Origin of the sequence: Pseudomonas sp. M1, from assembly GCF_022760135.1 — a bacterium.
GTDB classification, from domain to species: Bacteria; Pseudomonadota; Gammaproteobacteria; order Pseudomonadales; family Pseudomonadaceae; genus Pseudomonas; species Pseudomonas citronellolis.
Genome location: NZ_CP094343.1, coordinates 4,634,712 through 4,657,950 on the forward strand (window position 1 = coordinate 4,634,712; position 23,239 = coordinate 4,657,950).

The 23,239-nt window shown below is 68.0% G+C and carries 25 protein-coding genes and 1 tRNA gene; 13 read left to right on the top strand and 13 right to left on the bottom strand.

What is annotated here, in order from left to right; genetic code table 11:
* Positions 1–24: 24 nt before the first annotated feature.
* Positions 25–1,197: an IS4 family transposase gene (locus PM1_RS20285; protein WP_009618636.1), complete on the bottom strand. Its 1,173-nt coding sequence runs from the start codon at positions 1,195–1,197 to the stop codon at positions 25–27.
* Between the two features lie 290 nt (positions 1,198–1,487).
* Entirely contained in the window at positions 1,488–2,093 is a 606-nt protein-coding gene (miaE, locus tag PM1_RS20290; RefSeq protein ID WP_009623478.1) for a tRNA-(ms[2]io[6]A)-hydroxylase, read from the bottom strand.
* A gap of 179 nt (positions 2,094–2,272) precedes the next feature.
* Here miaE and PM1_RS20295 point away from each other — a divergent pair, with 179 nt between their 5' ends.
* Entirely contained in the window at positions 2,273–3,136 is an 864-nt protein-coding gene (locus tag PM1_RS20295; protein ID WP_009623480.1) for a universal stress protein, read from the top strand.
* A gap of 3 nt (positions 3,137–3,139) precedes the next feature.
* Here PM1_RS20295 and PM1_RS20300 read toward each other — a convergent pair whose 3' ends face one another.
* The 3 genes from PM1_RS20300 to PM1_RS20310 form a co-directional block, all read right to left on the bottom strand.
* A complete protein-coding gene (locus PM1_RS20300; RefSeq protein ID WP_009623483.1) occupies positions 3,140–4,363 on the bottom strand; it encodes a winged helix-turn-helix domain-containing protein in 1,224 nt (407 codons plus the stop codon).
* 62 nt (positions 4,364–4,425) lie between these two features.
* Positions 4,426–4,896 (bottom strand): DUF3291 domain-containing protein, encoded by a 471-nt coding sequence (locus PM1_RS20305; RefSeq protein WP_009623485.1) that lies wholly within the window; start codon positions 4,894–4,896, stop codon positions 4,426–4,428.
* Between the two features lie 35 nt (positions 4,897–4,931).
* Positions 4,932–5,165, bottom strand: coding sequence for a DUF1127 domain-containing protein (locus PM1_RS20310; RefSeq protein ID WP_009623489.1), 234 nt, complete (start codon positions 5,163–5,165; stop codon positions 4,932–4,934).
* Positions 5,166–5,262: 97 nt separating this feature from the next.
* On the opposite strand from PM1_RS20310, the gene PM1_RS20315 reads away from it, so the two are divergent.
* On the top strand, positions 5,263–6,117 hold the full coding sequence (locus PM1_RS20315) for a LysR substrate-binding domain-containing protein (RefSeq protein ID WP_009623491.1): 855 nt from the start codon (positions 5,263–5,265) through the stop codon (positions 6,115–6,117).
* 6 nt (positions 6,118–6,123) lie between these two features.
* Here the strand turns inward: PM1_RS20315 and PM1_RS20320 are convergent, their stop codons facing one another.
* On the bottom strand, positions 6,124–6,864 hold the full coding sequence (locus PM1_RS20320) for a sulfite exporter TauE/SafE family protein (RefSeq protein WP_009623493.1): 741 nt from the start codon (positions 6,862–6,864) through the stop codon (positions 6,124–6,126).
* A gap of 102 nt (positions 6,865–6,966) precedes the next feature.
* Here PM1_RS20320 and PM1_RS20325 point away from each other — a divergent pair, with 102 nt between their 5' ends.
* The 4 genes from PM1_RS20325 to PM1_RS20340 all read left to right on the top strand — a co-directional run bounded on the left by PM1_RS20325 (position 6,967) and on the right by PM1_RS20340 (position 10,059).
* Positions 6,967–7,938 carry a LysR family transcriptional regulator gene (locus tag PM1_RS20325; RefSeq protein ID WP_009623495.1) on the top strand — a complete coding sequence of 324 codons (972 nt, stop codon included), beginning with the start codon at positions 6,967–6,969 and terminating at the stop codon, positions 7,936–7,938.
* 45 nt (positions 7,939–7,983) lie between these two features.
* Positions 7,984–8,436 (top strand): MarR family winged helix-turn-helix transcriptional regulator, encoded by a 453-nt coding sequence (locus tag PM1_RS20330; RefSeq protein WP_009623497.1) that lies wholly within the window; start codon positions 7,984–7,986, stop codon positions 8,434–8,436.
* Positions 8,437–8,583: 147 nt separating this feature from the next.
* Entirely contained in the window at positions 8,584–9,012 is a 429-nt protein-coding gene (locus PM1_RS20335; protein WP_009623499.1) for an organic hydroperoxide resistance protein, read from the top strand.
* 27 nt (positions 9,013–9,039) lie between these two features.
* Positions 9,040–10,059 (top strand): alpha/beta hydrolase, encoded by a 1,020-nt coding sequence (locus PM1_RS20340; protein WP_009623500.1) that lies wholly within the window; start codon positions 9,040–9,042, stop codon positions 10,057–10,059.
* A 562-nt stretch (positions 10,060–10,621) separates the two neighbouring features.
* On the opposite strand, the gene efp is transcribed toward PM1_RS20340, so the two are convergent.
* On the bottom strand, positions 10,622–11,188 hold the full coding sequence (gene efp, locus PM1_RS20345) for an elongation factor P (RefSeq protein ID WP_009623501.1): 567 nt from the start codon (positions 11,186–11,188) through the stop codon (positions 10,622–10,624).
* Positions 11,189–11,231: 43 nt separating this feature from the next.
* The gene (gene earP, locus PM1_RS20350; RefSeq protein WP_009623503.1) at positions 11,232–12,362 is read right to left on the bottom strand and encodes an elongation factor P maturation arginine rhamnosyltransferase EarP; all 1,131 of its coding nucleotides are present in this window, start codon (positions 12,360–12,362) and stop codon (positions 11,232–11,234) included.
* 162 nt (positions 12,363–12,524) lie between these two features.
* Between earP and PM1_RS20355 the strand changes: the two genes are divergently transcribed.
* Together PM1_RS20355 and oprI are read left to right on the top strand one after the other, a co-directional pair.
* Positions 12,525–12,614, top strand: a tRNA-Ser gene (locus PM1_RS20355).
* A gap of 408 nt (positions 12,615–13,022) precedes the next feature.
* On the top strand, positions 13,023–13,274 hold the full coding sequence (gene oprI, locus PM1_RS20360; RefSeq protein ID WP_024128796.1) for an outer membrane lipoprotei OprI: 252 nt from the start codon (positions 13,023–13,025) through the stop codon (positions 13,272–13,274).
* Positions 13,275–13,401: 127 nt separating this feature from the next.
* Here the strand turns inward: oprI and PM1_RS20365 are convergent, their stop codons facing one another.
* From PM1_RS20365 to PM1_RS20375, 3 genes are all read right to left on the bottom strand, one after another.
* The gene (locus PM1_RS20365) at positions 13,402–14,376 is read right to left on the bottom strand and encodes a L,D-transpeptidase family protein (RefSeq protein ID WP_009623505.1); all 975 of its coding nucleotides are present in this window, start codon (positions 14,374–14,376) and stop codon (positions 13,402–13,404) included.
* Between the two features lie 76 nt (positions 14,377–14,452).
* Complete coding sequence (locus tag PM1_RS20370) at positions 14,453–14,731, bottom strand: hypothetical protein (protein ID WP_009623507.1); 279 nt, start codon at positions 14,729–14,731, stop codon at positions 14,453–14,455.
* Between the two features lie 71 nt (positions 14,732–14,802).
* Positions 14,803–15,408, bottom strand: coding sequence for an arylesterase (locus PM1_RS20375; RefSeq protein WP_009623508.1), 606 nt, complete (start codon positions 15,406–15,408; stop codon positions 14,803–14,805).
* 10 nt (positions 15,409–15,418) lie between these two features.
* Between PM1_RS20375 and PM1_RS20380 the strand changes: the two genes are divergently transcribed.
* The 3 genes from PM1_RS20380 to greB are packed head-to-tail and all read left to right on the top strand — an operon-like array spanning position 15,419 to position 19,143.
* Positions 15,419–16,102: an ABC transporter ATP-binding protein gene (locus tag PM1_RS20380; RefSeq protein WP_009623509.1), complete on the top strand. Its 684-nt coding sequence runs from the start codon at positions 15,419–15,421 to the stop codon at positions 16,100–16,102.
* Positions 16,103–16,115: 13 nt separating this feature from the next.
* Positions 16,116–18,608, top strand: coding sequence for an ABC transporter permease (locus tag PM1_RS20385; RefSeq protein ID WP_152604545.1), 2,493 nt, complete (start codon positions 16,116–16,118; stop codon positions 18,606–18,608).
* Between the two features lie 37 nt (positions 18,609–18,645).
* Positions 18,646–19,143: a transcription elongation factor GreB gene (gene greB, locus PM1_RS20390; RefSeq protein ID WP_009623511.1), complete on the top strand. Its 498-nt coding sequence runs from the start codon at positions 18,646–18,648 to the stop codon at positions 19,141–19,143.
* Positions 19,144–20,122: 979 nt separating this feature from the next.
* Here greB and PM1_RS20395 read toward each other — a convergent pair.
* Positions 20,123–20,443, bottom strand: coding sequence for a hypothetical protein (locus tag PM1_RS20395; RefSeq protein ID WP_009621564.1), 321 nt, complete (start codon positions 20,441–20,443; stop codon positions 20,123–20,125).
* A gap of 192 nt (positions 20,444–20,635) precedes the next feature.
* Between PM1_RS20395 and thpR the strand changes: the two genes are divergently transcribed.
* On the top strand, positions 20,636–21,169 hold the full coding sequence (gene thpR, locus PM1_RS20400; RefSeq protein WP_009621562.1) for an RNA 2',3'-cyclic phosphodiesterase: 534 nt from the start codon (positions 20,636–20,638) through the stop codon (positions 21,167–21,169).
* On the opposite strand, the gene PM1_RS20405 is transcribed toward thpR, so the two are convergent.
* A complete protein-coding gene (locus PM1_RS20405; RefSeq protein WP_009621560.1) occupies positions 21,159–22,052 on the bottom strand; it encodes a LysR family transcriptional regulator in 894 nt (297 codons plus the stop codon). The two genes, thpR and PM1_RS20405, sit on opposite strands and share 11 nt — an antisense overlap.
* A 93-nt stretch (positions 22,053–22,145) precedes the next feature.
* Here PM1_RS20405 and PM1_RS20410 point away from each other — a divergent pair, with 93 nt between their 5' ends.
* Positions 22,146–23,177 carry a YeiH family protein gene (locus PM1_RS20410; RefSeq protein ID WP_009621558.1) on the top strand — a complete coding sequence of 344 codons (1,032 nt, stop codon included), beginning with the start codon at positions 22,146–22,148 and terminating at the stop codon, positions 23,175–23,177.
* Positions 23,178–23,239: the final 62 nt, after the last annotated feature.

Consider the following 23,239-nt stretch of genomic DNA (forward strand, 5'->3'; position numbering starts at 1 on the left):
ACGCGCACTACTGTCCGGCACGCCTCATGCTATTAACAGCTGCCCCTGACGCAGGTTGATCTCGCGTATTCGCTCCTGCCGTCGTCGGTAACGTTCGGCCTCCAGGCCAGGACGCTGAAATAGCGTCGCCTGTACCTCCACCATCAGCATCCACAGGCTTTGCCGCGTTCCCGTCCTGCGTTGGTAAAGGTTCAGCAGCAAGTAGCTGATCAGCGCACAGAGAATCTGGAGGCGCACGGCATTCTCGCTACGGCCCAGGAAACGCCTGACCTTCAGGTGTTGCTTGATCCATTTGAAAAACAGCTCGATCCGCCAGCGATCCCGATAGCGCTCGGCGATTTCTGCCGCCGGGCTGCTCAGGTCGTTGGTCGCCAGGCTCAGAGGCGGCTCATCGCCTGGGCGGTTCACCAGGATCCGCCGCAGGGGCTGGGTGTAGTGATTACGCCGTCGGCCACCTGGGTTGCGGTTGGAGAAGCTCACCTCTTCGTCTCGCAGGATCGTTTCCCGGTCTTGCTGGGGGACTTCGCGCAAGGCCAGGACCTTGAGCCGCACATTGGACTTGAATCGTGTGACGAAGCGGGCCTTCTGGGCATCCAGGCTCGCCCACCAGTTGAAGTCGTAATAGCCCTTGTCGAATACGTAGGTGGCCTGTGGCTCGATACCCAGCGTCCGGCCTTCGTCGATGTCGTTGACGTTGGCTGCGCTGAAGCTGCAATGCACCGGCGCCGCCGCCTGCTCGGCATACAGCACATGGACTTTCAGCCCCTGGGAGCGGGTTCGATTGGACAGCGTCCATTCGTCGAAGCCAGGGCCCTTGAGGGTGATCGTGGTGGAGTCCAGCAGGTACAGCAGTTCCTTCCCGTCACGGCGTAACTGCCGGCAGACGCCCGCCATCAGGTAGTGCGCAACCTGGGCGAAGACCTCGGTATTACGGCGTTCGTTGGCGTCGGCCAGGGTGGAACGCCGGATCGGGCCCGTACCCAGGTGATAGTGCTGATGGGGATGGCTGTTGAAGCTGGTTTCAAGCGCCCGCAGGCTGCTCACGCCGGCCAGTTGGGCATACACCATGGCGACCAGGTGATCCCAGCTGCCAAAGCGCTTGCTGTGCTTGTCGGCGCCGTGTTCGGCGACCAGTCGATCGAAGACGCCGCGAGGCAGCGCTTTTAGTACATCGTGAAAACGGCTTATCCTGAACATCTTGCGGGGGCTGTGAGGTTGAGTTGGCGCTCAACGGTTTAACCCGTGCCTTCAGCCCCCGCAAGCCCTCCAGACTTTCCCCGATAAATATTCCGGACAGTAGTGCGCGTTCGCGGGAATGACGGGGGAATGAGGAGTATCAGGATGACTCAGGATCTTCCGGCGGCTCAGGACAGCCCCCTCTCCCTTCAGGGAGAGGGCTGGGGAGAGGGCGCTCCTCCCCCCAACACCACAGCCACCGGCAAACCCCGTTCGCAAGCAAGCTCGCTCCTACAAAAAAGCCAAAAGCCTCAAGCCACCCGCGGCACACCGCTATGAAAGCGGAACTCCTCGTCCGGCGAACTGATGAGACCCGCCTCGACCTCACGAATATTCTCCACCCGCCGCTGGATATCGGCCTCGTCACCATACCGCCGCGCCAATGCCAGGTATCCCTGGAAGTGCCGCGCCTCGGACTTGAGCAGCGAACCATAGAACTTCGCCAGGTCCGCATCCAGGTGGTCGACCAGGGCGGCGAAGCGCTCGCAGCTGCGGCATTCGATGAAGGCGCCGACGATCAGGGTGTCGACCAGCTTGTGCGGCTCGTGGTTGCGCACCGCCGCGCGCAGGCCCGAGGCGTAGCGGCCGGCGGAGATCGGCCGCAGGGCGATGCCGCGCGTCTTGAGGATCGCCAGCACCTGCTCGTGGTGGCGCAGTTCCTCGCGCGCCAGGCGCGACATGAAGTTCACCAGCTCCTCGTGGGCGCTGTACTTGGCGATCAGCGCCAGGGCGGTGCTGGCGGCCTTGAACTCGTTGTTCTTGTGGTCGATCAGCAGCACTTCCTGGTCCCGCAAGGCGGCCTCGACCCAGGCATCGGGCGTGGCGCAACCGAGGAATTCGCGGATTTCGGACAACATGACGGGCTCCAGTCACTCAGCGCCACCGCGCAAAAGGGTTCGCCGGCGGCCAAAGGCGGAGCATTATACGAATGCAGCGGCGCACGGCCAGCGCCACACTTGATGCACCTCAAGAACCGCTCGGCCGGATCGCGTCTACAGTTGCTGCAAAGCAACGGCAAGTGCCAAGGGAGACGACCATGCAAGCCATCCGCAGCATTCTCGTAGTAGTGGCCCCCGACCAGCCCGACGGCCTGGCGCTCAAGCGCGCCAAGCTGATCGCGAGCGTCACTCAATCCCACCTGCACCTGCTGGCCTGCAGCAAGCAAGGCGACGCCGGCGCCCGGCTCGAGGAACTGACCGCCAGCCTGCGCGAGGAAGGTTACAGCAGCAGTTGCCGGCAGGCCTGGCACGACAGCCTGCACGCCACCATCATCGCCGAGCAGCAGGCCGAGGGCTGCGGCCTGGTGGTCAAGCAGCACCACCCCGACAGCCCGCTGAAGAAGGCGCTGCTCACCCCCGACGACTGGAAGCTGCTGCGCTACTGCCCCGCCCCCGTGCTGCTGGTGAAGAGCGCCACGCCCTGGGCCGGGCGCAACATCCTCGCCGCGGTCGACGTCGGCAACAACGACGCCGAGCACCACGCGCTACACGCCAATATCGTCAGCCACGCCTACGACATCGCCGGGCTGACCCACGGCCAATTGCACGTGATCAGCGCCCACCCCTCGCCGATGCTGTCTGCCGCCGACCCGACCTTCCAGCTCAGCGAGACCATCGAGGCCCGCTACCGCGAGGCCTGCAAGGCGTTCCAGGCCGAATACGGGGTGGACGACCAGCACCTGCACATCGAGGAAGGTCCGGCCGACGTGCTCATCCCGCGTACCGCGCACCAGCTGGACGCGGCGGTGACGGTGATCGGCACCGTGGCCCGCACCGGCTTCTCCGGCGCGCTGATCGGCAACACCGCCGAGGTGGTGCTCGATGCCCTGGAAAGCGACGTGCTGGTGCTCAAGCCGGACGAAGTCATCGCCCACCTCGACGAGCTGGCGGCCAAGGCCTGATAGCTAGGCGCCAGCCCCGGCGCCAAGCATCGCCCGCAGGCGGACGCCCTCCGCCTTGCGGCAGTTCACGTGCACATCCTCCAGGCCCAGCCAGGTGGCCATTTCGCGCAACTGGCCGGCCAGCGCCAGCATCCCCTCCTCGCCCAGCGGCCGCTGCTCCTCGTGCACGGCATGGACCGCCAGGCGCCCCGCCGCCCGCTCGGCGCGCAGGTCGATGCGCGCCGCCAGGCGTTCGCCGAACAGGAAGGGCAGCACGTAGTAGCCGTAGACCCGCTTGTGCTGCGGGGTGTAGATCTCCAGGCGGTAGCGGAAGTCGAACAGCCGCTCGGTGCGGGCGCGTTCCCACACCAGGGAGTCGAAGGGCGACAGCAGCGCGCTGGCCGCCACCTTGCGTGGAATGACCGGCTCGCCGGCGACGTAGGCCGCCTGCGACCAGCCCTGCACGCGCACCTGGCGTAGCGCGCCGGCCTCGACCAGTTCGGCCAGGCGCGCCTTGCTGTCCGCCGGCTCCAGGCGGAAGTAGTCGCGCAGGTCGGTCTCGCTGGCCACGCCCAGGGCGTTGGCGGCATGCAACAGGAGGCCGCGTTGGGCCTGCTCGGCATCCAGTTCGGGCGCATCCAGCACGGCGGCGGGCAGCACCCGTTCCGGCAGGTCATACAGCCGCTCGAAACCTCGGCGCCCGGCCACCGTCACCTCGCCGGCGGCGAACAGCCATTCCAGGGCGTGCTTCTCGTCGCTCCAGTCCCACCAGGGGCCGGCCCGCTCGCTGCGGGTGGTCAGGCTGCCGGCGCCCAGGGCGCCCTGCTCGCGCACCGCCTGCAGCACGCGCTCGATCACCTCGCGGCGTTCCTCGCCGAAGCGCGCCAACTGCTTGTAGATGCCCTGCCCCACGGCCGCGCGACGCATGCGCCAGCGCATCAGCGGATACAGCTCCAGCGGCAGCAGGGACGCCTCGTGGCCCCAGTACTCGAACATCCGCCGATGCCGCCCGGCGCTCCAGGCCGCCTCGTCCAGCAGGGCCTGCGGGTAGCTGCCCAGGCGCGAGAACAGCGGCAGGTAGTGCGAGCGGGTCAGGGCGTTGACCGAATCGATCTGCAGCACGCCCAGGCGTTCCAGCACCTGTTGCAGGTGCCGGCGCTGCACCTGGCTGCGCGGCCGCCGGCTGGCGAAGCCCTGGGCCGCCAGGGCCAGGCGGCGGGCTTGCTTGAGGGACAGGCTGTCGGTCATGGGCGCTTCCTGCTGGCTGGATCGAAGCCCTCGATCCTACGCCAAAGCCGCCAGCGCCGACATCAGGCCGGCAGGGCTCGCGCGCTGGGCGCGGGGAACGGCCGGGCGATGCTGAAAGCCTCGGCGCTCGGCCCGTGCTCGGCCAGGCGCTGCAAGGCCGCGCGGGCCTGGGCCAGGCTCGGCAGTTGCCCGGCCGGCAGCCACCAGAGCGCCAGGCTCGGCCCCGGCAGCTTCTCCATCCAGTCCTTGCGCCGGCGCAGCACGCTCAGGTGCTCGCCGCCATAGACATAGTCGCGCAACGCATCCAGGGATTCCCAGAGCGACAGGTTGACGATGATCCGCGGGTCGTCGAAAGCCTGGACGCCGGTGGCGTCGCCCGCCTCGTCCTGCAGGCGCCAGATGAAGCCGGGGCTGGCCTCGGCCAGGGCGTTGATGGGCGCCAGCTGGTCGACGAAATCCTGCATCAGCGGGTGGTCGAGGGGAGCCCTGGCCCGGGCGATGTTGACCTGGGCCAGGTGGTAGCGTTGCGGCATGGGCCTTTCCTTGTGCTCGTGGATATGGAAGAGGATCAGCGACGCAGGTGGTCGATCCAGAAGGGCTTTTCCGCCTCCTGCAGGATGTCGGCGCGGCTCAGGCCGATGTCCTTGAGCGCCGCATCGCTGAGCCTGGCCAGTTGCTCGCGCTGCCGGGCCAGTTCCCGCCAGCGGCGGATGCGGCCCAGCAGGCGCTGCCAGAAGGCCGCGCCGGCGTGCCGGCGGGTGAAGGCCGAGGGTGTCATCACGAAACCGAATTGCGCTTTCATCGTGTCGTCCTCCCTGTGGGGTTGGCACCAGTCTCGCGCCGGGCATAAGATCAATCCAACGAATCATTCTTATGCATCCCATCTTGGAGATTGATGTATGAGCGCCTTCCCCAGCATCGACAGCGAACTGCTGCGCACCTTCGTCGCCATCGCCGACCACGGCGGCTTCACCCGCGCCGCCGAGGTGGTCAACCGCACCCAGTCGGCGGTGAGCATGCAGATGAAGCGCCTGGAGGAAGACGTGCTGGAACGCACCCTGTTCGAGCGCGACGGCCGCCAGGTGCGCCTGACGCCCGAGGGCCAGGTGCTGCTGGGCTACGCGCGGCGCATCCTGCGGCTGCAGGGCGAGGTGTTCAACACCCTGCGCCAGCCGCACATGGTCGGCGCGGTGCGCATCGGCACGCCGGACGACTACGTGATGCGCTTCCTCCCGGAAATCCTCTCGCGCTTCGCCCAGGCCTACCCGCTGGTGCAGGTGGAAGTGCATTGCGAGAGCTCCTCGCAACTGCTCACCCGCAAGGACCTGGACCTGACCATAGTCACCCGCGAGCCGGGCACCGAGATCGGCCAGTTGCTGCGCCAGGAGCCCTTCGTCTGGATGGCCGCGGAAAGCTTCTGCCCGCAGGAACAGCGCCCGCTGCCGCTGGCGATGTTCAACACCACCTGCTTCTGCCGCGCCTGGGCCTGCAACGCCCTGGAAGCGCTGGAGATCGACTACCGCATCGCCTACAGCAGCCCCAGCCTCTCCGCGCTGTTCGCCGTGGCCAGCGCGGGCCTGGCGGTCACCGCCCAGCTGCGCAGCCTGCTCACCGGCAACCTGCGCATCATTGGCGAGGAGGAAGGCCTGCCGGCCCTGCCCTCGGCGAGCATCGTGCTGCTGCGCAACCCGGCGCGGCAGTCGCCGGTCACCGACAAGCTGGCCGACTACATCGTCGAAGGCTTCGCCGCCTGAACCGCCTCACTGGCGCAGCAAGAGCAGCGCGCAAACCACCAGGAACAGGCTGAAGGCGAAGCGCAGGGCGCGCTCGGGCAGCGCATGGGCCAGCTTCACGCCCCAGGAGATGCTCAGCAGGCCGCCGGCCGCGAGGCAAGCGCCCATGCGCCAGTCGACGTGGCCATGCAGCGCATAGGTGCCCAGCGCCACCGCGGTGCTCGGCGCGGCCAACGCCAAGGCCAGCCCCTGGGCCACCACCTGGGTGAAGCCGAACAGCGAAGTCAGCACCGGCGTGGCCAGCACGCCGCCGCCCACCCCGAACAGCCCGCCCAGGGAACCCGCGCCCAGGCCGAGGGCGGCGAACCAGGGCAGGCCCGGCGTTTCCTCGCGCGGTCGTGCCTCGCCGCGCTGGCGCAGCAGCAGGTAGCCGGCCAGGGCCAGCAGGAACACCACGAAAGCCGTGCGCATGTGCGCCGCGTCGATACGAAGCGCCAGGCTGGAAGCGAGGAAGGCGCAGAGCAGGCCGGTCACCGCAAGCACCGCCGCCTGGCCGGGATCGATGCGATTGCGCTGGTGATAACGGCGCAGCGCCAGCAGCACGTTGGGCACCACCATCACCAATGCCGTGCCCTGGGCCAGTTGCTGGTCGAGGCCGAACAGCACGCCCAGCGCCGGGATCGCCAGCAGGCCGCCGCCGATGCCGAACAACCCGCCCAGGCAACCCAGGACCAACCCCAGGACGAAATCCAGCCCCATCTCCAGCATGCGAACCTCCAAATACGTCGAGGCCATGCTAGAAAACCGCCGCTGGATGGGAAACGCAAAGCCCAGCACAATGGCTTTGCGCTTTACGCATAGGCAAGCACCATGACCCCGACCGCCCTGGAAGACCAGCTGGACCTGTTCCTCGACGTACTCGACAGCGGCAGCTTTTCCGCCGCCGCGCGCCTGCGCCAGCTCACGCCCTCGGCGGTGGCGCGGCGCATGGACGCCCTCGAACGCGGCCTCGGCAGCCCGCTGCTGGCCCGCAGCACCCACGTGGTGCGCGCCACACCGGCGGGCCTGGCCTTCGCCGAGCGCGCCCGGCGCATAGTCGAGGAACTGCGCCAGGCCCGCGCCGAAGCGGTATCGCTGAGCACCGCGCCCGAAGGCCTGATCCGCATAGACGCGCCCGTGCCCTTCGGCCGCCGCCACCTGGCACCGGCCATCGCCGACTTCCTCAAGGCCAACCCCGGCCTGGACGTACAGCTGCGCCTGATCGACAGCTTCACCGACCTGCAGGGCGACAACCTCGGCCAGGTCGACCTGGTGCTACGCATCGGCCCGCTGCCGGACAGCCGCCTGGTGGCCACGCCGCTGGCGCCCATGCGCCGCATCGTCTGCGCCAGCGCCGACTACCTGGCCCGCCACGGCCGGCCAACCTCGCCATTGCAGTTGCCCGAGCACGTCGGCCTGGACTGGGAAGGCCTGGCGCCGCCGCTGGCCTGGCGCTTCGCCGTCGACGGGCGCCTGCAGCACCTGCGCCCGCGGCGCCTGCGACTGACCGCCAACAACGCGGAAACCCTGGTCGAAGGCGCCCTGCAGGGGCTCGGCGTGGCTCACCTGCCAACCTGGCTGTGCAGCGAATACCTGGTGCGCGGCGAACTGCAGCCGCTGTTCTGCGAGCCGGGCCTGCCGGAAGCCGAACCGGGCGGCATCCACGCCCTGCGCCTGGAGCGCGGCACCCACCCGCGCAGCCAGCGCCTGCTGGCCTTCCTCGTCGAGCGCTTCGGCTTCCCGCCGCCCTGGGACAGCGCCCTCGCCGCGCACCTGGCAGGTAATGAACTGGCGAAGAAATAGCCAGCGCGCTAAATTAAGGCGCAATCATCTATTCGGAGGCCCGTCATGAGCCAACCCAAGGACGCCTGCGAATCGCTCAAGCTCGACAATCAGCTGTGCTTCGCCCTCTACTCCACCTCGCTGCAGATGACCAAGGTGTACAAGCCCCTGCTCCAGCAACTGGGCCTGACCTATCCGCAGTACATCGCCATGCTGGTACTCTGGGAACAGGACGGCATCACCGTCGGCGAGATCAGCGCGCGCATGCTCACCGACCCCGGCTCCCTCACCCCGCTGCTCAAGCGTCTGGAAGGCGAAGGCCTGATCACCCGCAAGCGCAGCGCCAGCGACGAGCGAGTGGTCGAACTGCGCCTGACCGACAAGGGCCGGGAGCTGCGCCAGCAGGCCGAGAGCATCCCGGCCTGCATCCTCGCCGCCAGCGGCCTGTCCCTCGAAGAACTGGGCAGGCTGAAGAACGAACTGGTGGAGCTGCGCGGCAGCCTGCAAGGCTCGGACTAAAGGCTTATTCCCTGCATCGCCATTTCTTATCGCGAATTCTTCCAATAAATATCTTGCGCGCAAAATAACTCAGGACTAATTTCTGCTTCACGCACTTACTTAGTGCGCAAAATTTTAACGAGCAAATAGATATCCGGAGACACCGCCATGCAAACCATCAAAGCCCTCTACACCGCCACTGCCACCGCGACCGGAGGCCGCGACGGTCGCGCCGTCTCTTCCGACGGCAACCTCGACGTGAAACTGACCACCCCGCGCGAACTGGGCGGCCAGGGCGGCGCCGCGACCAACCCCGAGCAGCTCTTCGCCGCCGGCTACTCGGCCTGCTTCATCGGCGCGCTGAAGTTCGTCGCCAGCCAGAGCAAGCGCCAGCTGCCCGCCGACGCCTCCATCACCGGCAAGGTCGGCATCGGCCAGATTCCCGGCGGCTTCGGTCTGGAAGTGGAACTGAACATCGCCCTGCCGGGCCTGGAACGCGCCGTCGCCGAGGAATTGGTGGCCGCGGCCCACCAGGTCTGCCCGTACTCCAACGCCACCCGCGGCAACATCGACGTGCGCCTGAACATCGCCGTCTGACCCCACCCAGCCCAAGGAGACCCGAACATGAAAGCGCTCAGCAAAACCCTCGCAGGCGGCCTGCTCGCCCTGGCCATCGGCAACGCCTTCGCCGCCGGCAGCCCCGGCGTGCAGCACGACACCCAGGCCTTCCTCGAAGCCCTGCAGGCCGGCGGCGGCAAACCTCTGGAAACCCTGTCGCCGAAAGACGCCCGCGCGGTACTGAGCGGCGCCCAGGCCTCGGTGAAGGTCGACCTTTCCGGCACCAACGTCAGCGAGAAGACCATCCAGGCCGACGGCCAGCGCATCAGGCTGACCATCGTCCGCCCGGCAGGTGCCGAGGGAACCCTGCCCGCTTTCATGTTCTTCCACGGCGGCGGCTGGGTGCTGGGCGACTACCCGACCCACGCCCGGCTGATCCGCGACCTGGTGGTGAACTCCGGCGCGGTAGCGGTGTATGTCGACTACACGCCCTCCCCCGAGGCCCATTACCCGGTGGCGATCAACCAGGCCTACGCCGCCACCAGGTGGGTGGCCGAGCACGGCAAGGAAATCGACGTCGATGGCGCGCGCCTGGCGGTGGCCGGCAACAGCGTCGGCGGCAACATGGCCGCGGTGGTCGCGCTGATGGCCAAGGACAAGGGCACACCGAAGCTGCGCTTCCAGGCCCTGCTGTGGCCGGTGACCGACGCCAGCTTCGAGACCGGCTCATACGGCCAGTTCGCCCAGGGGCACTTCCTCACCAAGCCGATGATGCAGTGGTTCTGGGACAGCTACACCACCGACGCCAAGCAGCGCGCCGAGATCTACGCCTCGCCGCTGCGCGCCAGCACCGAGCAATTGAAAGGCCTGCCGCCGGCACTGGTGCAGACCGCCGAGTTCGACGTGCTGCGCGACGAAGGCGAAGCCTACGCCCGCAAGCTGGACGCCGCCGGCGTGGCCGTCACCGCCACGCGCTACAACGGCATGATCCACGACTACGGCCTGCTCAACCCGCTGGCCAAGGTGCCCGCCGTGCAGGCCGCCATGCGCCAGGCCGGCGAGGAGTTGAAGGCGCACCTGAAATAACCCACGCCAGAACTGAAAAGGCCCGGCATCTGCCCCCTCACCCCAGCCTTCTCCCGAAGGGAGAGGGGGCAGTTCGTGCCACCGGGGCGTCCGGCGTGGCCGGTGGTTCCAATCGCGGACGGAGTCCTTCCCGGCAACTTGTAGGAGCGGGCCCTGCCCGCGATTCGCGCGCAGGGCGCGCTCCTACAGGGGGAGTGGCGCGGCTGGGGCAGCGCAGGAGCGGATCTCATCCGCGAAACGCGCCGATACGTCCGGCTATCGCGGACAAGGTCCGCTCCTACCCCCTCCGGCGAACACAAGACCCCGTAGGATGGCGTTGAGCGAAGCGATACCCATCACCACGACCGCATGGGTTTCGCCAAGGCTCAACCCATGCGTTGAGGCGCACCTCGGCGCAGCCGGCAAGACAGTTGCTCCTACGCCCGGGGGCGCCTGGTTCGGGCCTGCGTGGCGGGGAGTTCGCGAATGAAAAAATGCCGTTTCTCCCATGGAGAGAAACGGCATTCTTTCTTAAGTGAAAAGCTCTACGGCATCTGCCGGGCTTTTCACATCACGCGAAGGCTCAAGCCTTGACGCGGGACTTGTACTCGCCGGTGCGGGTATCGATCTCGATGGAGTCGCCGATTTCGCAGAACGCGGAAACCTGCAGCTCAGCACCGTTCTTCAGGCGAGCGGTCTTCATGACCTTGCCGGAAGTGTCGCCACGGACAGCCGGCTCGGTGTAGACGATTTCACGAACGATGGTGGTCGGCAGTTCGACGGAGATCACCTTGTCGTTGTAGAAAACCGCTTCGCAGACGTCGGTCATGCCGTCTTCGATGAAGGTCAGCACGCCTTCCAGGTCGCCCTTCTCGATCTCGTACTGGTTGAACTCGTTGTCCATGAAGACGTACAGCGGGTCCGCGAAGTAGGAGTAGGTCACTTCCTTGCGGTCGAGAATGATCGGTTCCAGCTTGTCATCGGCCTTGAACACGGTCTCGGTGCCGGCGCCGGTCAGCAGGTTCTTCAGCTTCATCTTGACGACGGCGCTGTTACGGCCGGACTTGTTGAACTCGGCCTTCTGGATGACCCAGGGGGCGCCGTTGATGTTGGCAACCTGGCCTGCGCGGAACTCTTGAGCGGTTTTCATACGAATATCCGATTTGGATTGGAGACAAAAAACAGGGGACGTATCATAGCCAATTTGTATAAAAACGCACCAGCCCCGCGGCGAGATCCGGCTGTGCGGCATGCTTTTCGCTCCAGCGCAGCGCCCATTCCTGCCAGGCTCCGGCCCGCTGCTGCAATGCCATCCAGGCCGTCGCCGCGTCGCCAAGGCCGTTCCAGGCGTGCCAGTAGGCCAGCAGGGCAGCCTCGAGCCCGGGCTCCATGCCCTCGGTATAGATAGAGAGGAAGGCGTCCAGCTTCTCCAGGTGCACGCCCTCCTCCTGCTCATAGATGTGCCAGACGAATGGCCGCCCCGCCCAGAGCGCGCGAACGAAGGAATCCTCGCCGCGCACCGCGTTGAGGTCGCAGCTCCACAGCAACAGGTCATAGTCTTCCTGGCGGACGAACGGCAATACCTGCAGGCGCAGGTTGCCGCGCCGATGGCGCTCGCCCGGCGCCAGCCCGGGCAGGCCCAGCCAGTCGGCGACATCGCCCAGCACGCGCCCTTCCGGCACCAGCAGCAGCGTCGGCTGCGCGTCTTGCGCCAGCGCGTCCAGCCAGGACGCCAGCGCCGGGTTCTCGTAGGCGAACAGGGAAATCAGACGCTCCTCATCCTCCACTTCCACGCCAAGGGAGGCCAGGAATGCCCGGCGGCTGGCGTCGTCCGCCTGGAAGGCCCGGCGCCGCTCGAGCAGCCCCGCCTCCCGCAGCAGGCCGCCGACGCCCGGCTGCACCCCGGGGAAATAGAAGTACTTCTGCAGGCCGTTGGCCTGCAGCGAAGGCAGGCCGTGGCAGGCAGCCACCCAGTCCTCGGCGCTGAGGTATTCCAGGTTCAGCCACAGTGGCGTCACGGCGCGCTCGCGCATGGCCGCCACATAAGCCAGCGGCAACGGGCAGGCGAATGCCTCGATGACCACGTCGGCGGCCGGTGTGTCTTCCCAGCGCGCGGGCCAGTGGCGGACTTCGACGCCTGCCTGGCGCTGGCCGGGCAGCGCCGGGTCGGCCCCGGGGCACAGCCGCGCGAAGGCATTCAGGTCGTCCACCCACAGGCGCACCGCCTGGCCATGTTCGCCGGCGAGCTGACGGGCCAGGCGCCAGGTCACGCCGATGTCGCCATAGTTGTCCACCACGCAGCAGAAGATGTCCCAGCTCGCCATCGCACTCGCCTTTGGAAGGAAGCCGCCAGTTTAGCAAGGCGGGCCGCCCCGGTTTCCCCTCGACGTCCTTAAGCCGATGAATCCGTTGAAAAAAACATTTGCCTTTCGGAAAACCTTTGAGTAAAGTGCGCGCCTCGACAGACACAGCGCTGTCGAAACCCTGGTGAGGTGTCCGAGCGGTTGAAGGAGCACGCCTGGAAAGTGTGTATACGGGAAACCGTATCGAGGGTTCGAATCCCTCCCTCACCGCCAGATCAAAAAGCCCGGCTGACTGATGAAGTTAGCCGGGCTTTTTCGTTCCAGCGCGTTGCACTCGCAATGCACCCTTGCAATTGGCGACACAGTTAGTCGCCATTAGTTCCCAGCAGACTTTCGTCCTATCGCGTTTTAGCATTACTTCGGACGTCTATACTCGGATATTCCGCCCTCGCCTCGGCTCCTCCCAACAGCCCCGCTGTAGGGCAGTCGCGGACACTTGCACATTTTTTGCACAACTACCGGGCAATTAAGAGTTCAAGCAGGCCCGGCATGAAAAAAAAGTGCCGTACTTGCGCTTGGTCAGTTTACTTACTACAAGTAATGAGTACTATGTAGTCCGGCTAATTTCCCAGTCCCATGGGGAATTGCTTTAATGGAAATGTCCACCTTAAGGGGAACACGATGAACAACGTTCTGAAATTCTCTGCTCTGGCTCTGGCTGCTGTTCTGGCCACCGGTTGCAGCAGCCACTCGAAAGAAACCGAAGCCCGTCTGACCGCTACTGAAGACGCCGCTGCCCGTGCCCAAGCCCGCGCTGACGAAGCCTATCGTCACGCTGACGAAGCTCTGGCCGCTGCTCAGAAAGCCCAGCAGACTGCTGACGAGGCTAACGAGCGCGCTCTGCGTATGCTGGACAAAGCCAGCCGCAAGTAATAGATCCTCGGATCTGTTCGAAAAGCCGACCTCTCGAGGTCGGCTTTTTTATTGCCCGGACTTTCTCCTAGGCAATGAAAAGCCCGCGGACCTTGCGGTCGGCGGGCTCGGCACAACGGCGCAGGCGTCAGGGCATCTGCACGGTGGTGTTCTCGCTGGCGGCCACGGAAGAGCCGGGCTGCTGTGGCATGGCGATGGCCACCGGCAGGCCGTCTTCGGCCGCCACCACTTCGCGCACCACGTTCCAGTCCATCTGCATCTGGTTGGCGATGTCTTCGCGCTTGAGCAGCGCATTGATCACTGCGGTGTGCTTGTCCACGACCGAGGGGTTGCCGTGGTCGTCGATCGGCGTATGGGCCTCGAGGTAGATCTTGCCTTCGCTGCGGCCGAACTTGTACGGCTCGTTGATGATGCGCACCGAAGTGCCCACCGGCACCATCGGGAACAGCTCGGTCACGTCGCCGTTGTACATGCGGAAGCAACCGTGGCTGGTGCGAGTGCCGATGCCGAACTTCTTGTTCGAGCCGTGGATCAGGTAGCCGGGAACGCCCAGCGACATCTTGAACGGGCCCAGCGGGTTGTCCGGCCCCGGCGGCACCACGGTCGGCAGCGGGTCGCCGTCGGCGGCGTGCTCGGCGCGGATCGACGCCGGCGGGTACCAGGCCGGATCCTTGGTCTTGGCGACGATGCTGGTGTGGGCGATGGGCGAGCCCCAGCCCTCGCGGCCGATACCCAGCGGGTAGGTGTAGACCACGTTCTTGCCTTTGGGGAAGTAGTACAGGCGGTACTCGGCGATGTTGATCACGATGCCTTCGCGCGGGCCCGGCGGCAGGATGAAGCGCGTCGGGATGATGACCTCGGTGCCCACGCCGGGCAGCCAAGCGTCGACGCCCGGGTTGGCGGCGAGCATTTCCTGGTAGCCCAGGTCATAGGTCTGGCCGAGGTCGGCGAAGGTGTCTTCGTACTTGGCCTTGATGACCTGCACCTGGCCGACGATATCCTCGCCGGGCGCCGGCAGCGGCAGCTCGAGGGCGGAAACGGGGCCGGCCGAGAGCAGCGCGGCAAAAGACAGCGAGCAGGCGGCGATAACACGCGACAACATCCGGAGATCCTTGGCGAGAGCACAGTTGACAGAGGGGGCGGTAGTGTACCACTCAGACCCTATTTTCCGGGAGAGTTCACAATACCCAGGAAAATCGTTGCCCGCGTTTTTCCTGTTCCAGGCGTTTCAGGCATTCCGGGCACAGCCGCCGGTCGCGCAGCTGCGGTCGCCGGGCCTCGCGCCAGAGCGGTTGCGCCGGCAGCAGGCCGCCGCAGAGGGTGCGGTCCGCGGGGGAGCCGAGCTCCAGCTGCCGGGCGACGAGATGCACGCGCACCTCGCGGCAGGCGAACAGATCGAGCTGGGAATCGGGTTCGATCAGCTGGTAGGCGAAGAGGGTCCAGGCGGGGCGGGACATGGCGGCTCCTGAAGGGTGCGCAAACATAGCGGAAAGCCCCCGCGCGGGGAAGCCTTCCGACAGCCCGGCGATCAGAGCAGCGGCTTGAGCTGCGGCCAGACGTTGTCCAGCAGGCGCGGCTGCGCGGCCACGGCCGGATGGATGCCGTCGGCCTGCATCATCTGCGGCACGCCGCCAACGCCGTCGAGGAAGAACGGCACCAGCGGCACCCCGCCCTGCTCGGCGACCTGCTGGAACACCCGGGCGAAAGCCTGGGTATAGCGTTCACCGTAGTTGGGCGGCAGGCGCATGCCCAGCAGCAGCACCTTGGCCCCGGCCTGGCGCGAGGCCGCGACCATCGAAGCAAGATTCTGTTGCAATTGCTGCGGCGCCTGCCCGCGCAGGCCGTCGTTGCCGCCCAGCTCGATCACCACGACGCTGGGTTTCTCCCCGGAAAGCAGCGCCGGCAGGCGCGCCAGGCCACCGGCGCTGGTGTCGCCGCTGACCGAGGCATTGACCACCCGGTAGTCGAAACCCTCGTCCTTCAGCCGCTGCTCCAGCAGGCTGACCCAGCCGCGGCCGGTATCCACCCCCAAACCGGCGCTGATACTATCGCCGACGACCAGCAGCGTCTGCGCCGCGGCTTGCTGGGCGACCAGCAGCAACGCCAGGCAGACGCTCGATAGCCATGCACGCATCGGACCCTCCATGAGCGAAAGCATTCTCACCGCGCGCAACCTTAGCAAGGTCGTCCCCAGCGCGGAAGGCGAGCTGACCATCCTCCACGACCTCTCCCTGGCCCTGCAGCGCGGCGACAGCCTGGCCATCGTCGGCAGTTCCGGCTCCGGCAAGTCCACCCTGCTCGGCCTGCTGGCCGGGCTCGACGAGCCCAGCGGCGGCAGCGTGGAACTGGCCGGGCACCGCCTGGGCGAGCTCGACGAGGACCAGCGCGCGCGGGTGCGCGCCGCCCACGTCGGCTTCGTCTTCCAGTCGTTCCAGTTGCTCGACAGCCTCGACGCCCTGGAAAACGTCATGCTGCCCCTGGAGCTGGAAGGCCGCGGCGACGCCCGCGAGCGCGCCCGAACCCTGCTCGAGCGCGTGGGCCTGGGCCAGCGCCTCACCCACTACCCGCGCCAGCTCTCCGGCGGCGAGCAGCAGCGCGTCGCCATCGCCCGCGCCTTCGCCGCCGAGCCCGACGTGCTGTTCGCCGACGAGCCCACCGGCAACCTCGACAGCACCACCGGCGAGCGCATCAGCGACCTGCTCTTCGAACTCAACCGCGAGCGCCGCACCACCCTGGTCCTGGTCACCCACGACGAGCGCCTGGCGCACCGCTGCCAGCGGCAGATCCGCCTGGAAAGCGGCCACCTGATCGACCACGCGGAGCCCTGAGCCGATGAAATCGCTGCCGCTGTCGCGTCTGTTCGGCCTGGCCCTGCGCCAATTGCTGCGCGAGTGGAGCAGCGGCGAGCTGCGCGTGCTGTTCTTCGCCCTGCTGGTGGCGGTGGCCGCCAGCTCCGCCATCGGCTATTTCAGCGCGCGATTGAACGGCGCCATGCTGGTGCGCGCCTCGGAATTCCTCGGCGCCGACCTGGTCCTCAGCGGCACCCAGCCGGCCGCGCTGGAGCAGATCGACAGCGGCAAGCGCCTGGGCCTGAAGCACGCCTACAGCGTCGAGTTCTCCAGCGTCATCGCCACCGACCAGGGCATCCAGCTCAGCAGCGTCAAGGCGGTGGACGACAGCTACCCGCTGCGCGGCGAGCTGAAGAGCGCGGCTGCGCCCCTGGAGCCGGAACGCGCCGGCGGCCGGCCGCAACCCGGCGAAGTCTGGGTCGAGACGCGGCTGCTCACCAGCCTCGACCTGAAGGTCGGCGACAGCATCGAGATCGGCCGCCAGGCCCTGCGCATCGCCCGCGTGCTGACCTACGAGCCGGACCGCGCCGGCGACTTCTACAGCCTCACCCCGCGGGTGCTGATGAACCTGCACGACCTGGAGGCCACCGGCGTGGTCCAGCCCGGCAGCCGGGTGCGCTACCGCGACCTCTGGGAAGGCGACGGCCAGGCCCTGCAGGCTTACCGCCGCGCGGTGGAGCCGGGGCTTGCGGCGAACCAGCGGCTGCTCGACGCGCACCACGGCAACCGCCAGATCGGCGACGCCCTGGAGCGCGCCGAGCGCTACCTGAACCTGGCCAGCCTGGCGGCCATCCTCCTCGCCGGCGTGGCGGTGGCGCTCTCGGCCAACCGCTTCGCCGCCCGCCGCTTCGACGCCAGCGCCCTGCTCCGCTGCCTGGGCCTGACGCGCCGCGAAGCGCTGCTGCTCTATGGCCTGCAGCTGTTCAGCCTGGGCCTGGCCGCCAGCCTGCTGGGCGCGGCGCTCGGCTACCTGGCGCAGCTCGGCCTGGTGACGCTGCTGGGCGACCTGCTGCCGCCGCAGATTCCGCCGGCCGGGCCGGTGCCGGCGCTGGCCGGCGTGGCCACCGGCCTGGTCGCCCTCGCCGGTTTCGCCCTGCCGCCGCTGGCCGCCCTGGGCCGGGTGCCGCCGCTGCGGGTGCTGCGCAGCGACCTGCTGCCAGTACCCATGCGCAGTTGGCTGGCCTACGGCTGCGCGCTGCTGGCGCTGGGCCTGATCATGTGGCGGCTGAGCCTGGACCTGCGCCTGACCCTGGCCCTGCTGGGCGGCGGCGTGGTCGCCGCAGCCATCCTCGGCGCCCTGCTGCTGCTCGCCCTGAACGGCCTGCGCCGCCTGCTGTCGCGCGCCAGCCTGCCCTGGCGCCTGGGCCTGGGCCAGTTGCTGCGCCACCCGCTGGCCGCCGCCGGGCAAAGCCTGGCCTTCGGCCTGATCCTGCTGGCCATGGCGCTGATCGCCCTGCTGCGCGGCGAACTGCTGGACACCTGGCACGCCCAGTTGCCGGCCAACGCGCCCAACTATTTCGCCCTGAACATCCTGCCGGCGGAAAAGGACGCCTTCGAAGCCCGCGTGCGCCAGGTCTCGCCCAACGCCGAAGGGCTGTTCCCCATGGTCCCCGGGCGCCTGGTGGCGGTGAACGGCCAGCCGGTGCAGACGCTCAGCGAAGACGTGCGCAGCGAGCGCGCCCTGCAGCGCGACCTCGGCCTGACCTGGTCGCAGAAGCTGCCCGCCGGCAACCAGTTGGTGGCCGGGCGCTGGTGGGGCAATGCGCTAGCCGGCGAACTGCCCGGCGTCTCGGTGGAGGAAAAGCTCGCCGGCAACCTCGGCATCAAGCTCGGCGACCGCCTGAGCTTCAACGTCGCCGGGCAGACCCGCGAGGTGCAGGTGCAGAGCCTGCGCTCGGTGAAGTGGGACAACTTCCAGCCGAACTTCTTCATGGTCTTCCAGCCCGGCACTCTCGCCGACCTGCCGGTGACCTACCTGACCAGCTTCTACCTGCCAAGCAGCGACCAGCGCAGCGCCATCGAGCTGGCCCGAGCCTTCCCCACCGTCACCCTGCTGCCGGTGGACGTGCTGCTGGCGCAGCTGCGCAGCATCCTCGACCAGGTCACCCTGGCGGTGGAATACGTGCTGGTGTTCGTCCTCGCCGCCGGCTTCGTAGTGCTCTTCGCCGGACTGCAGGCGACCCTCGACGAGCGCCTGCGCCAGGGCGCCCTGCTGCGCGCCCTGGGCGCCGAGCGCGAGCTACTGCAACGCACCCGGCGCAGCGAGTTCGCCCTGCTCGGCGCGGTCAGCGGCGTGCTGGCGGCCCTGGGCTGCGAGCTGATCAGCTACCTGCTCTACAGCCTGGTGTTCCAGCTGCCCTGGCATCCGCACCCCTGGCTGCTCGGCCTGCCGCTGCTGGGCGCGTTGCTGGTGGGCGGCGCCGGGCTGTTCGGCACGCGCCGGGCGCTGACCCTGAGCCCGCTGCGCCTGCTCCGCGAAGGCTGATAGACTCCCTGGCCTGCCCAGCCACAGCCGGAACCCCATGAGCCGCTATCGCCCGCCGCGCACCGCCGGAACCCCGTTAATCACCCCCGAAGGCGAGGCGCGCCTGCGTGCCGAACTGCACGAACTGTGGAACGTGCGCCGCCCCCAGGTGACCCAGGCGGTGAGCGAGGCGGCCGCGCTCGGCGACCGCTCGGAGAACGCCGAGTACATCTACGGCAAGAAGATGCTGCGCGAGATCGATAGCCGCGTGCGCTTCCTGCGCAAGCGCCTGGAGAACCTCAAGGTGGTGCGCGACCGCCCGGGCGACCCGAACAAGGTCTACTTCGGCGCCTGGGTGACGCTGGAGGACGAGGACGGCGAACAGGCCCGCTACCGCATCGTCGGCCCGGACGAGCTGGACCTGCGCAGCAACCAGATCAGCATCGACTCGCCCCTGGCCCGCGCCCTGGTGGGCAAGGAACTGGACGCCGAGGTAGTGGTGCGGACGCCGGCGGGCGAGAAGCTCTGGTTCGTGGTCGAGATCGACTATCCCTGAGCGAAGCCCCGCGGTGCAATCGCTGACAAGGCCCCCTCCTACGGTCCCAGGAAGCACGGCTTTTCGTAGGATGGCGTTGAGCGAAGCGATACCCATCAGCGCAACCGCATGGGTTTCGCAAGCTCAACCCATCCTACGAAGAGCACCTCGGCGCAAGACAGTTGCTCCTACGGGGGGAGGAATACCGTGCAACCTGTAGCGGGCCCTGCCCGCGAATCGCGCGCAGGGCGCGCTCCTACAGGGAAATGACATCGGCGCTCGGGCTTTCCCCTCACCCCAACCCTCTCCCGGAGGGAGAGGGAGCTAGTCCGTGCCGAGAGAGGGCCTGGTTTCAGCCGGCAATCCCTGTGCTAGCCGGCTAACGCCGAAACACCAACGCACTCCGAACGGCCCTCTCCCGGAGGGAGAGGGAGCCAGGCCGTGCCGAGAGGCGGCCGGGTTTCAGCCGGCGATCCCTGTACTAGCCGGCTAACGCCGAAACACCAACGCACTCCGAACGGTCCCCTCTCCCTCCGGGAGAGGGCTGGGGTGAGGGGGCCGCAGGCCTGCCCGCGATTTCGCGCGCAAGGCGCGCTCCTACAAGGGAATGGCGCGGGCGGGGCAGCGTAGGAGCGGATCTCATCCGCGAATCGCGCCAGTGGTTCCGGCTATCGCGGACAAGGTCCTACGGGGGAATGCCGTGCAACCTGTAGGAGCGGACTTTCCCCTCACCCCAGCCCTCCCCCGGAGGGAGAGGGAGCCAGGCCGTGCCGAGAGGAGGCCTGGTTCACCGGCGATCCCTGTGCCGGCTAACGCCGAAACACCAACGCACTCCGAACGGTCCCCTCTCCCTCCGGGAGAGGGTTAGGGTGAGGGGGCCGCAGGCCTGCCCGCGATTTCGCGCGCAAGGCGCGCTCCTAACATGGGAATGGCACGGGCGGGGCAGCGTAGGAGCGAATCTCATCCGCGAATCGCGCCGGTGGTTCCGGCTATCGCCCCCTCAGAACACCGGCGGCCGGCGGGTGATCAGCCCCTGGCGGGCGACGCGGGTCAGCTCGTGGACCAGCGGCTGCAGTTCCTCGGCGCGCGGCGACTGGATCACGGCGAAGTCGAAATGGTCGCGGGGGAAGCGGGCGATTTCCGCGAGGTCGGCGGCGAACTGGATAAGGAAAGTGCGCGAGCCCTGCCAGCGCTTCGGCCAGCCTTCGAGGTAGCGAACCAGGGTGGGCTGATGGTGGCCGCACAGGAGGATGCGCGGGTTGCGCCGCAGCAGGCCGGTGGTGATGGGGGCCAGACGCACCTGGGGATTGGGACAGGTCATGGTGTCATGTCTCCGCCTCTGGGGTCCTGCTGGACGCGGCGAGAGGCACACCGAACCAGCGCTTTAGCGGTATTTCGATGCCCCTGAGGCATCAGCGCCCCGCAAGTTGCTACTTAAATCGGCGCTGTGCGGCATCCTAGAGAAGCCCCGGCGATACTGTCAAGGCGACTTCCGGCCGACGAGAGAGCCCCGATGAGCACCCCACCCCTGCGCCTGTTCTTCGCCCTGCCCTGCCCGGAGGAAATCCGCGCGCCCCTGGCCGCCTGGCGCGACGGCCTGGTCATCGACGGCCAGCCGGTGGCGGCGGCCAACCTGCACCTCACCCTGGCCTTCCTCGGCTCGGTGCCACGCGCCCGCAAGGCCGAGCTGCTGGCCTTGGGCGCAAGCCTGCCGCGCACGCCCTTCGAACTGCTGCTGGACCGCCTGGAACGCTGGCGCAACGGCATCCTGCACCTGGCGCCGACGACCATCCCGCCGGCGCTGCCCAGCCTGGTCCAGGCCCTGCAAGACGCCCTGCAGGTCAGCGGCTTCGAGATCGAGCGGCGGCCCTTCCGCCCGCACCTGACCCTGGCCCGTCACTGCCGCCATGCGCCCGATGCCGAGGCGCAATTCGCCTGGCCGGCCCGCGAGCTGGTGCTGTACAGCTCGGAAAACGGTCCCCACGGCGTGCATTACCGGGCCATCGGCCGCTGGCCCCTGGACGGCGAACGGCCGCTCAGCGATTGAGCGCGGCCCACGCCTCGGCGTAATCGAGGAAGCGGCGTAGCCCCTGGGTCGGGTACTTGTCCACGTGCAGGGCACGGAAGAAGGTGCGCCGCAGCGGCCCCAGGGGATTGTCCAGGGCGACCAGCTCGCCGCTGGCCAACTCGTCGGCCACCACCCGCCGCGACAGGCAGCTGATGCCGGCCCCGCTGGCCACCAGGTGTTTGATCGCCTCGGCGTTGCTCACCTCCAGCGGCGCCGCCAGGCTGCCCAGGCGCGGCAGCACCTGCTGCTCGAAGGTCACCCGGGTGCCGGAGCCGGCCTCGCGGAGGATCCAGCGTGTCGCCGCCAACTGTTCGAAGGTCACCTGCGCCGCCCGCGCCAGCGGATGCTCGGGCGCCGCGACCAGCAACAGCTCGTCCTCGATCCACGGCAACAATTGCACCTGCGGATGCTGGATGGGCGACTCGATGTAGGCCACGTCCAGGCGGAACTCGCAGAGCGCGGCCAGGATCTCGCGGCTGTTGGCCACCTGCAGTTGCAGGCGGCTGTCCGGCAGTTCGGCGAGGAACCCGGCCATCACCCGCGGCAGCAGGTAGCCGCCGATGCTGCGGCTGGCGCCCAGGGCCAGTTGCACCGGCGCGTGCTGGAACAGCGTCTCCAGCTCGGCGCCCTGGGCCAGCAGGGCGCAGGCCCGGGGATACAGGGCGCGGCCGTTGTCGTTGAGCGCCAGGCGCTTGCCGCTGCGGTCGAACAGGCGCGTCTGCAGGGTGCGCTCCAGCTCCTGCAACGCCTGGCTGGCCGCCGATTGCGAAAGCGCGATGGCGGCGGCCGCCTGGGTCACATTGCCGTGCTCGGCGATGGCGGTGAAGGTGGCGAGCTGGCGCAGGGTGATTCGCGGGGCCATATCGATAAAACCGTTTGATCCAATAAGAACAATCCGTTTTTACACTAAGCAGGCAGCGCACACCATGGCAGCACCTTACACAAGGAGCCCGTCATGCTTACCCGCCTGCGCCGCACGCCCTACCTGGTCCCCGGCGCCCTGCTCTGCCTGCTGATCGCCGGCGCCGCCAACCTGCTGGTGCGCATCCCCGCCATCAGCCACCTCGGCCTCGGCAGCCTGACCCTGGCCATCCTTCTCGGCCTGCTGCTGGGCAACCTCGGCCTGGCTCGCTTCGGCGGCCTGCGCCCCGGCGTCGAGCTGTCGCGCCAGCAACTGCTGCGCCTGGGCGTGGTGCTCTACGGCCTGCGCCTGACCTTCCAGGACATCGCCGCCCTCGGCCCGGCGGCGCTGGTGATCGACGTGCTGATGGTCGCCAGCACCCTGCTGGTCGCCGGCTGGATCGGCGTGCGCTGGCTCAAGCTGCCGCGCGAGAGCGCCCTGCTGATCGGCGCCGGCAGCGCCATCTGCGGCGCAGCCGCGGTCATGGCGAGCAGCCCGGTGCTGCGCGCCCGCGCCGAGCACACCGCCGTGGCAGTGGCCACCGTGGTACTGTTCGGCACCCTGGCCATGCTCCTGCACCCGCTGCTGTTCGCCCACCTGCCGCACCTGTTCGGCAGCGCCAAGGCCTTCGGCATCTTCAGCGGCTCGACCATCCACGAGGTGGCCCAGGTGGTCGCCGCCGGTCGCGCCATGGACCCGGCCGCCGCCGACGCCGCGCTGATCAGCAAGATGCTCCGCGTCCTGCTGCTGGCCCCGGCGCTGCTCTGCCTGGGGCGCTTCGCCGCCAGCGAGGAAGCGGCCGGCGAAGGCAAGCGCCGCCTGCACATTCCCGGCTTCGCCGTGGCCTTCCTGCTGGTCACCGGCCTGCGTTCGCTGGGCCTGGTGCCGCACGCCTGGCTGGCGCCGCTGCAACAGCTGGACGACGTGCTGCTGGGCATGGCCATGGCCGCCCTGGGCCTGGCCACCCGCCTCGGCGACCTGCGCCGCGAAGGCCCCAAACCGCTGCTGCTGGGCGCCGGGCTGTTCGTCTTCCTGCTGGTCGGCGGCGGCCTGATCAACAGCGGCGTGCAGCACCTGCTGGGCTGAAGCACAATGAAAATAAAAAAGGCGGATGCCGCTGGGCATCCGCCTTTTTCATGGCCGCGGGA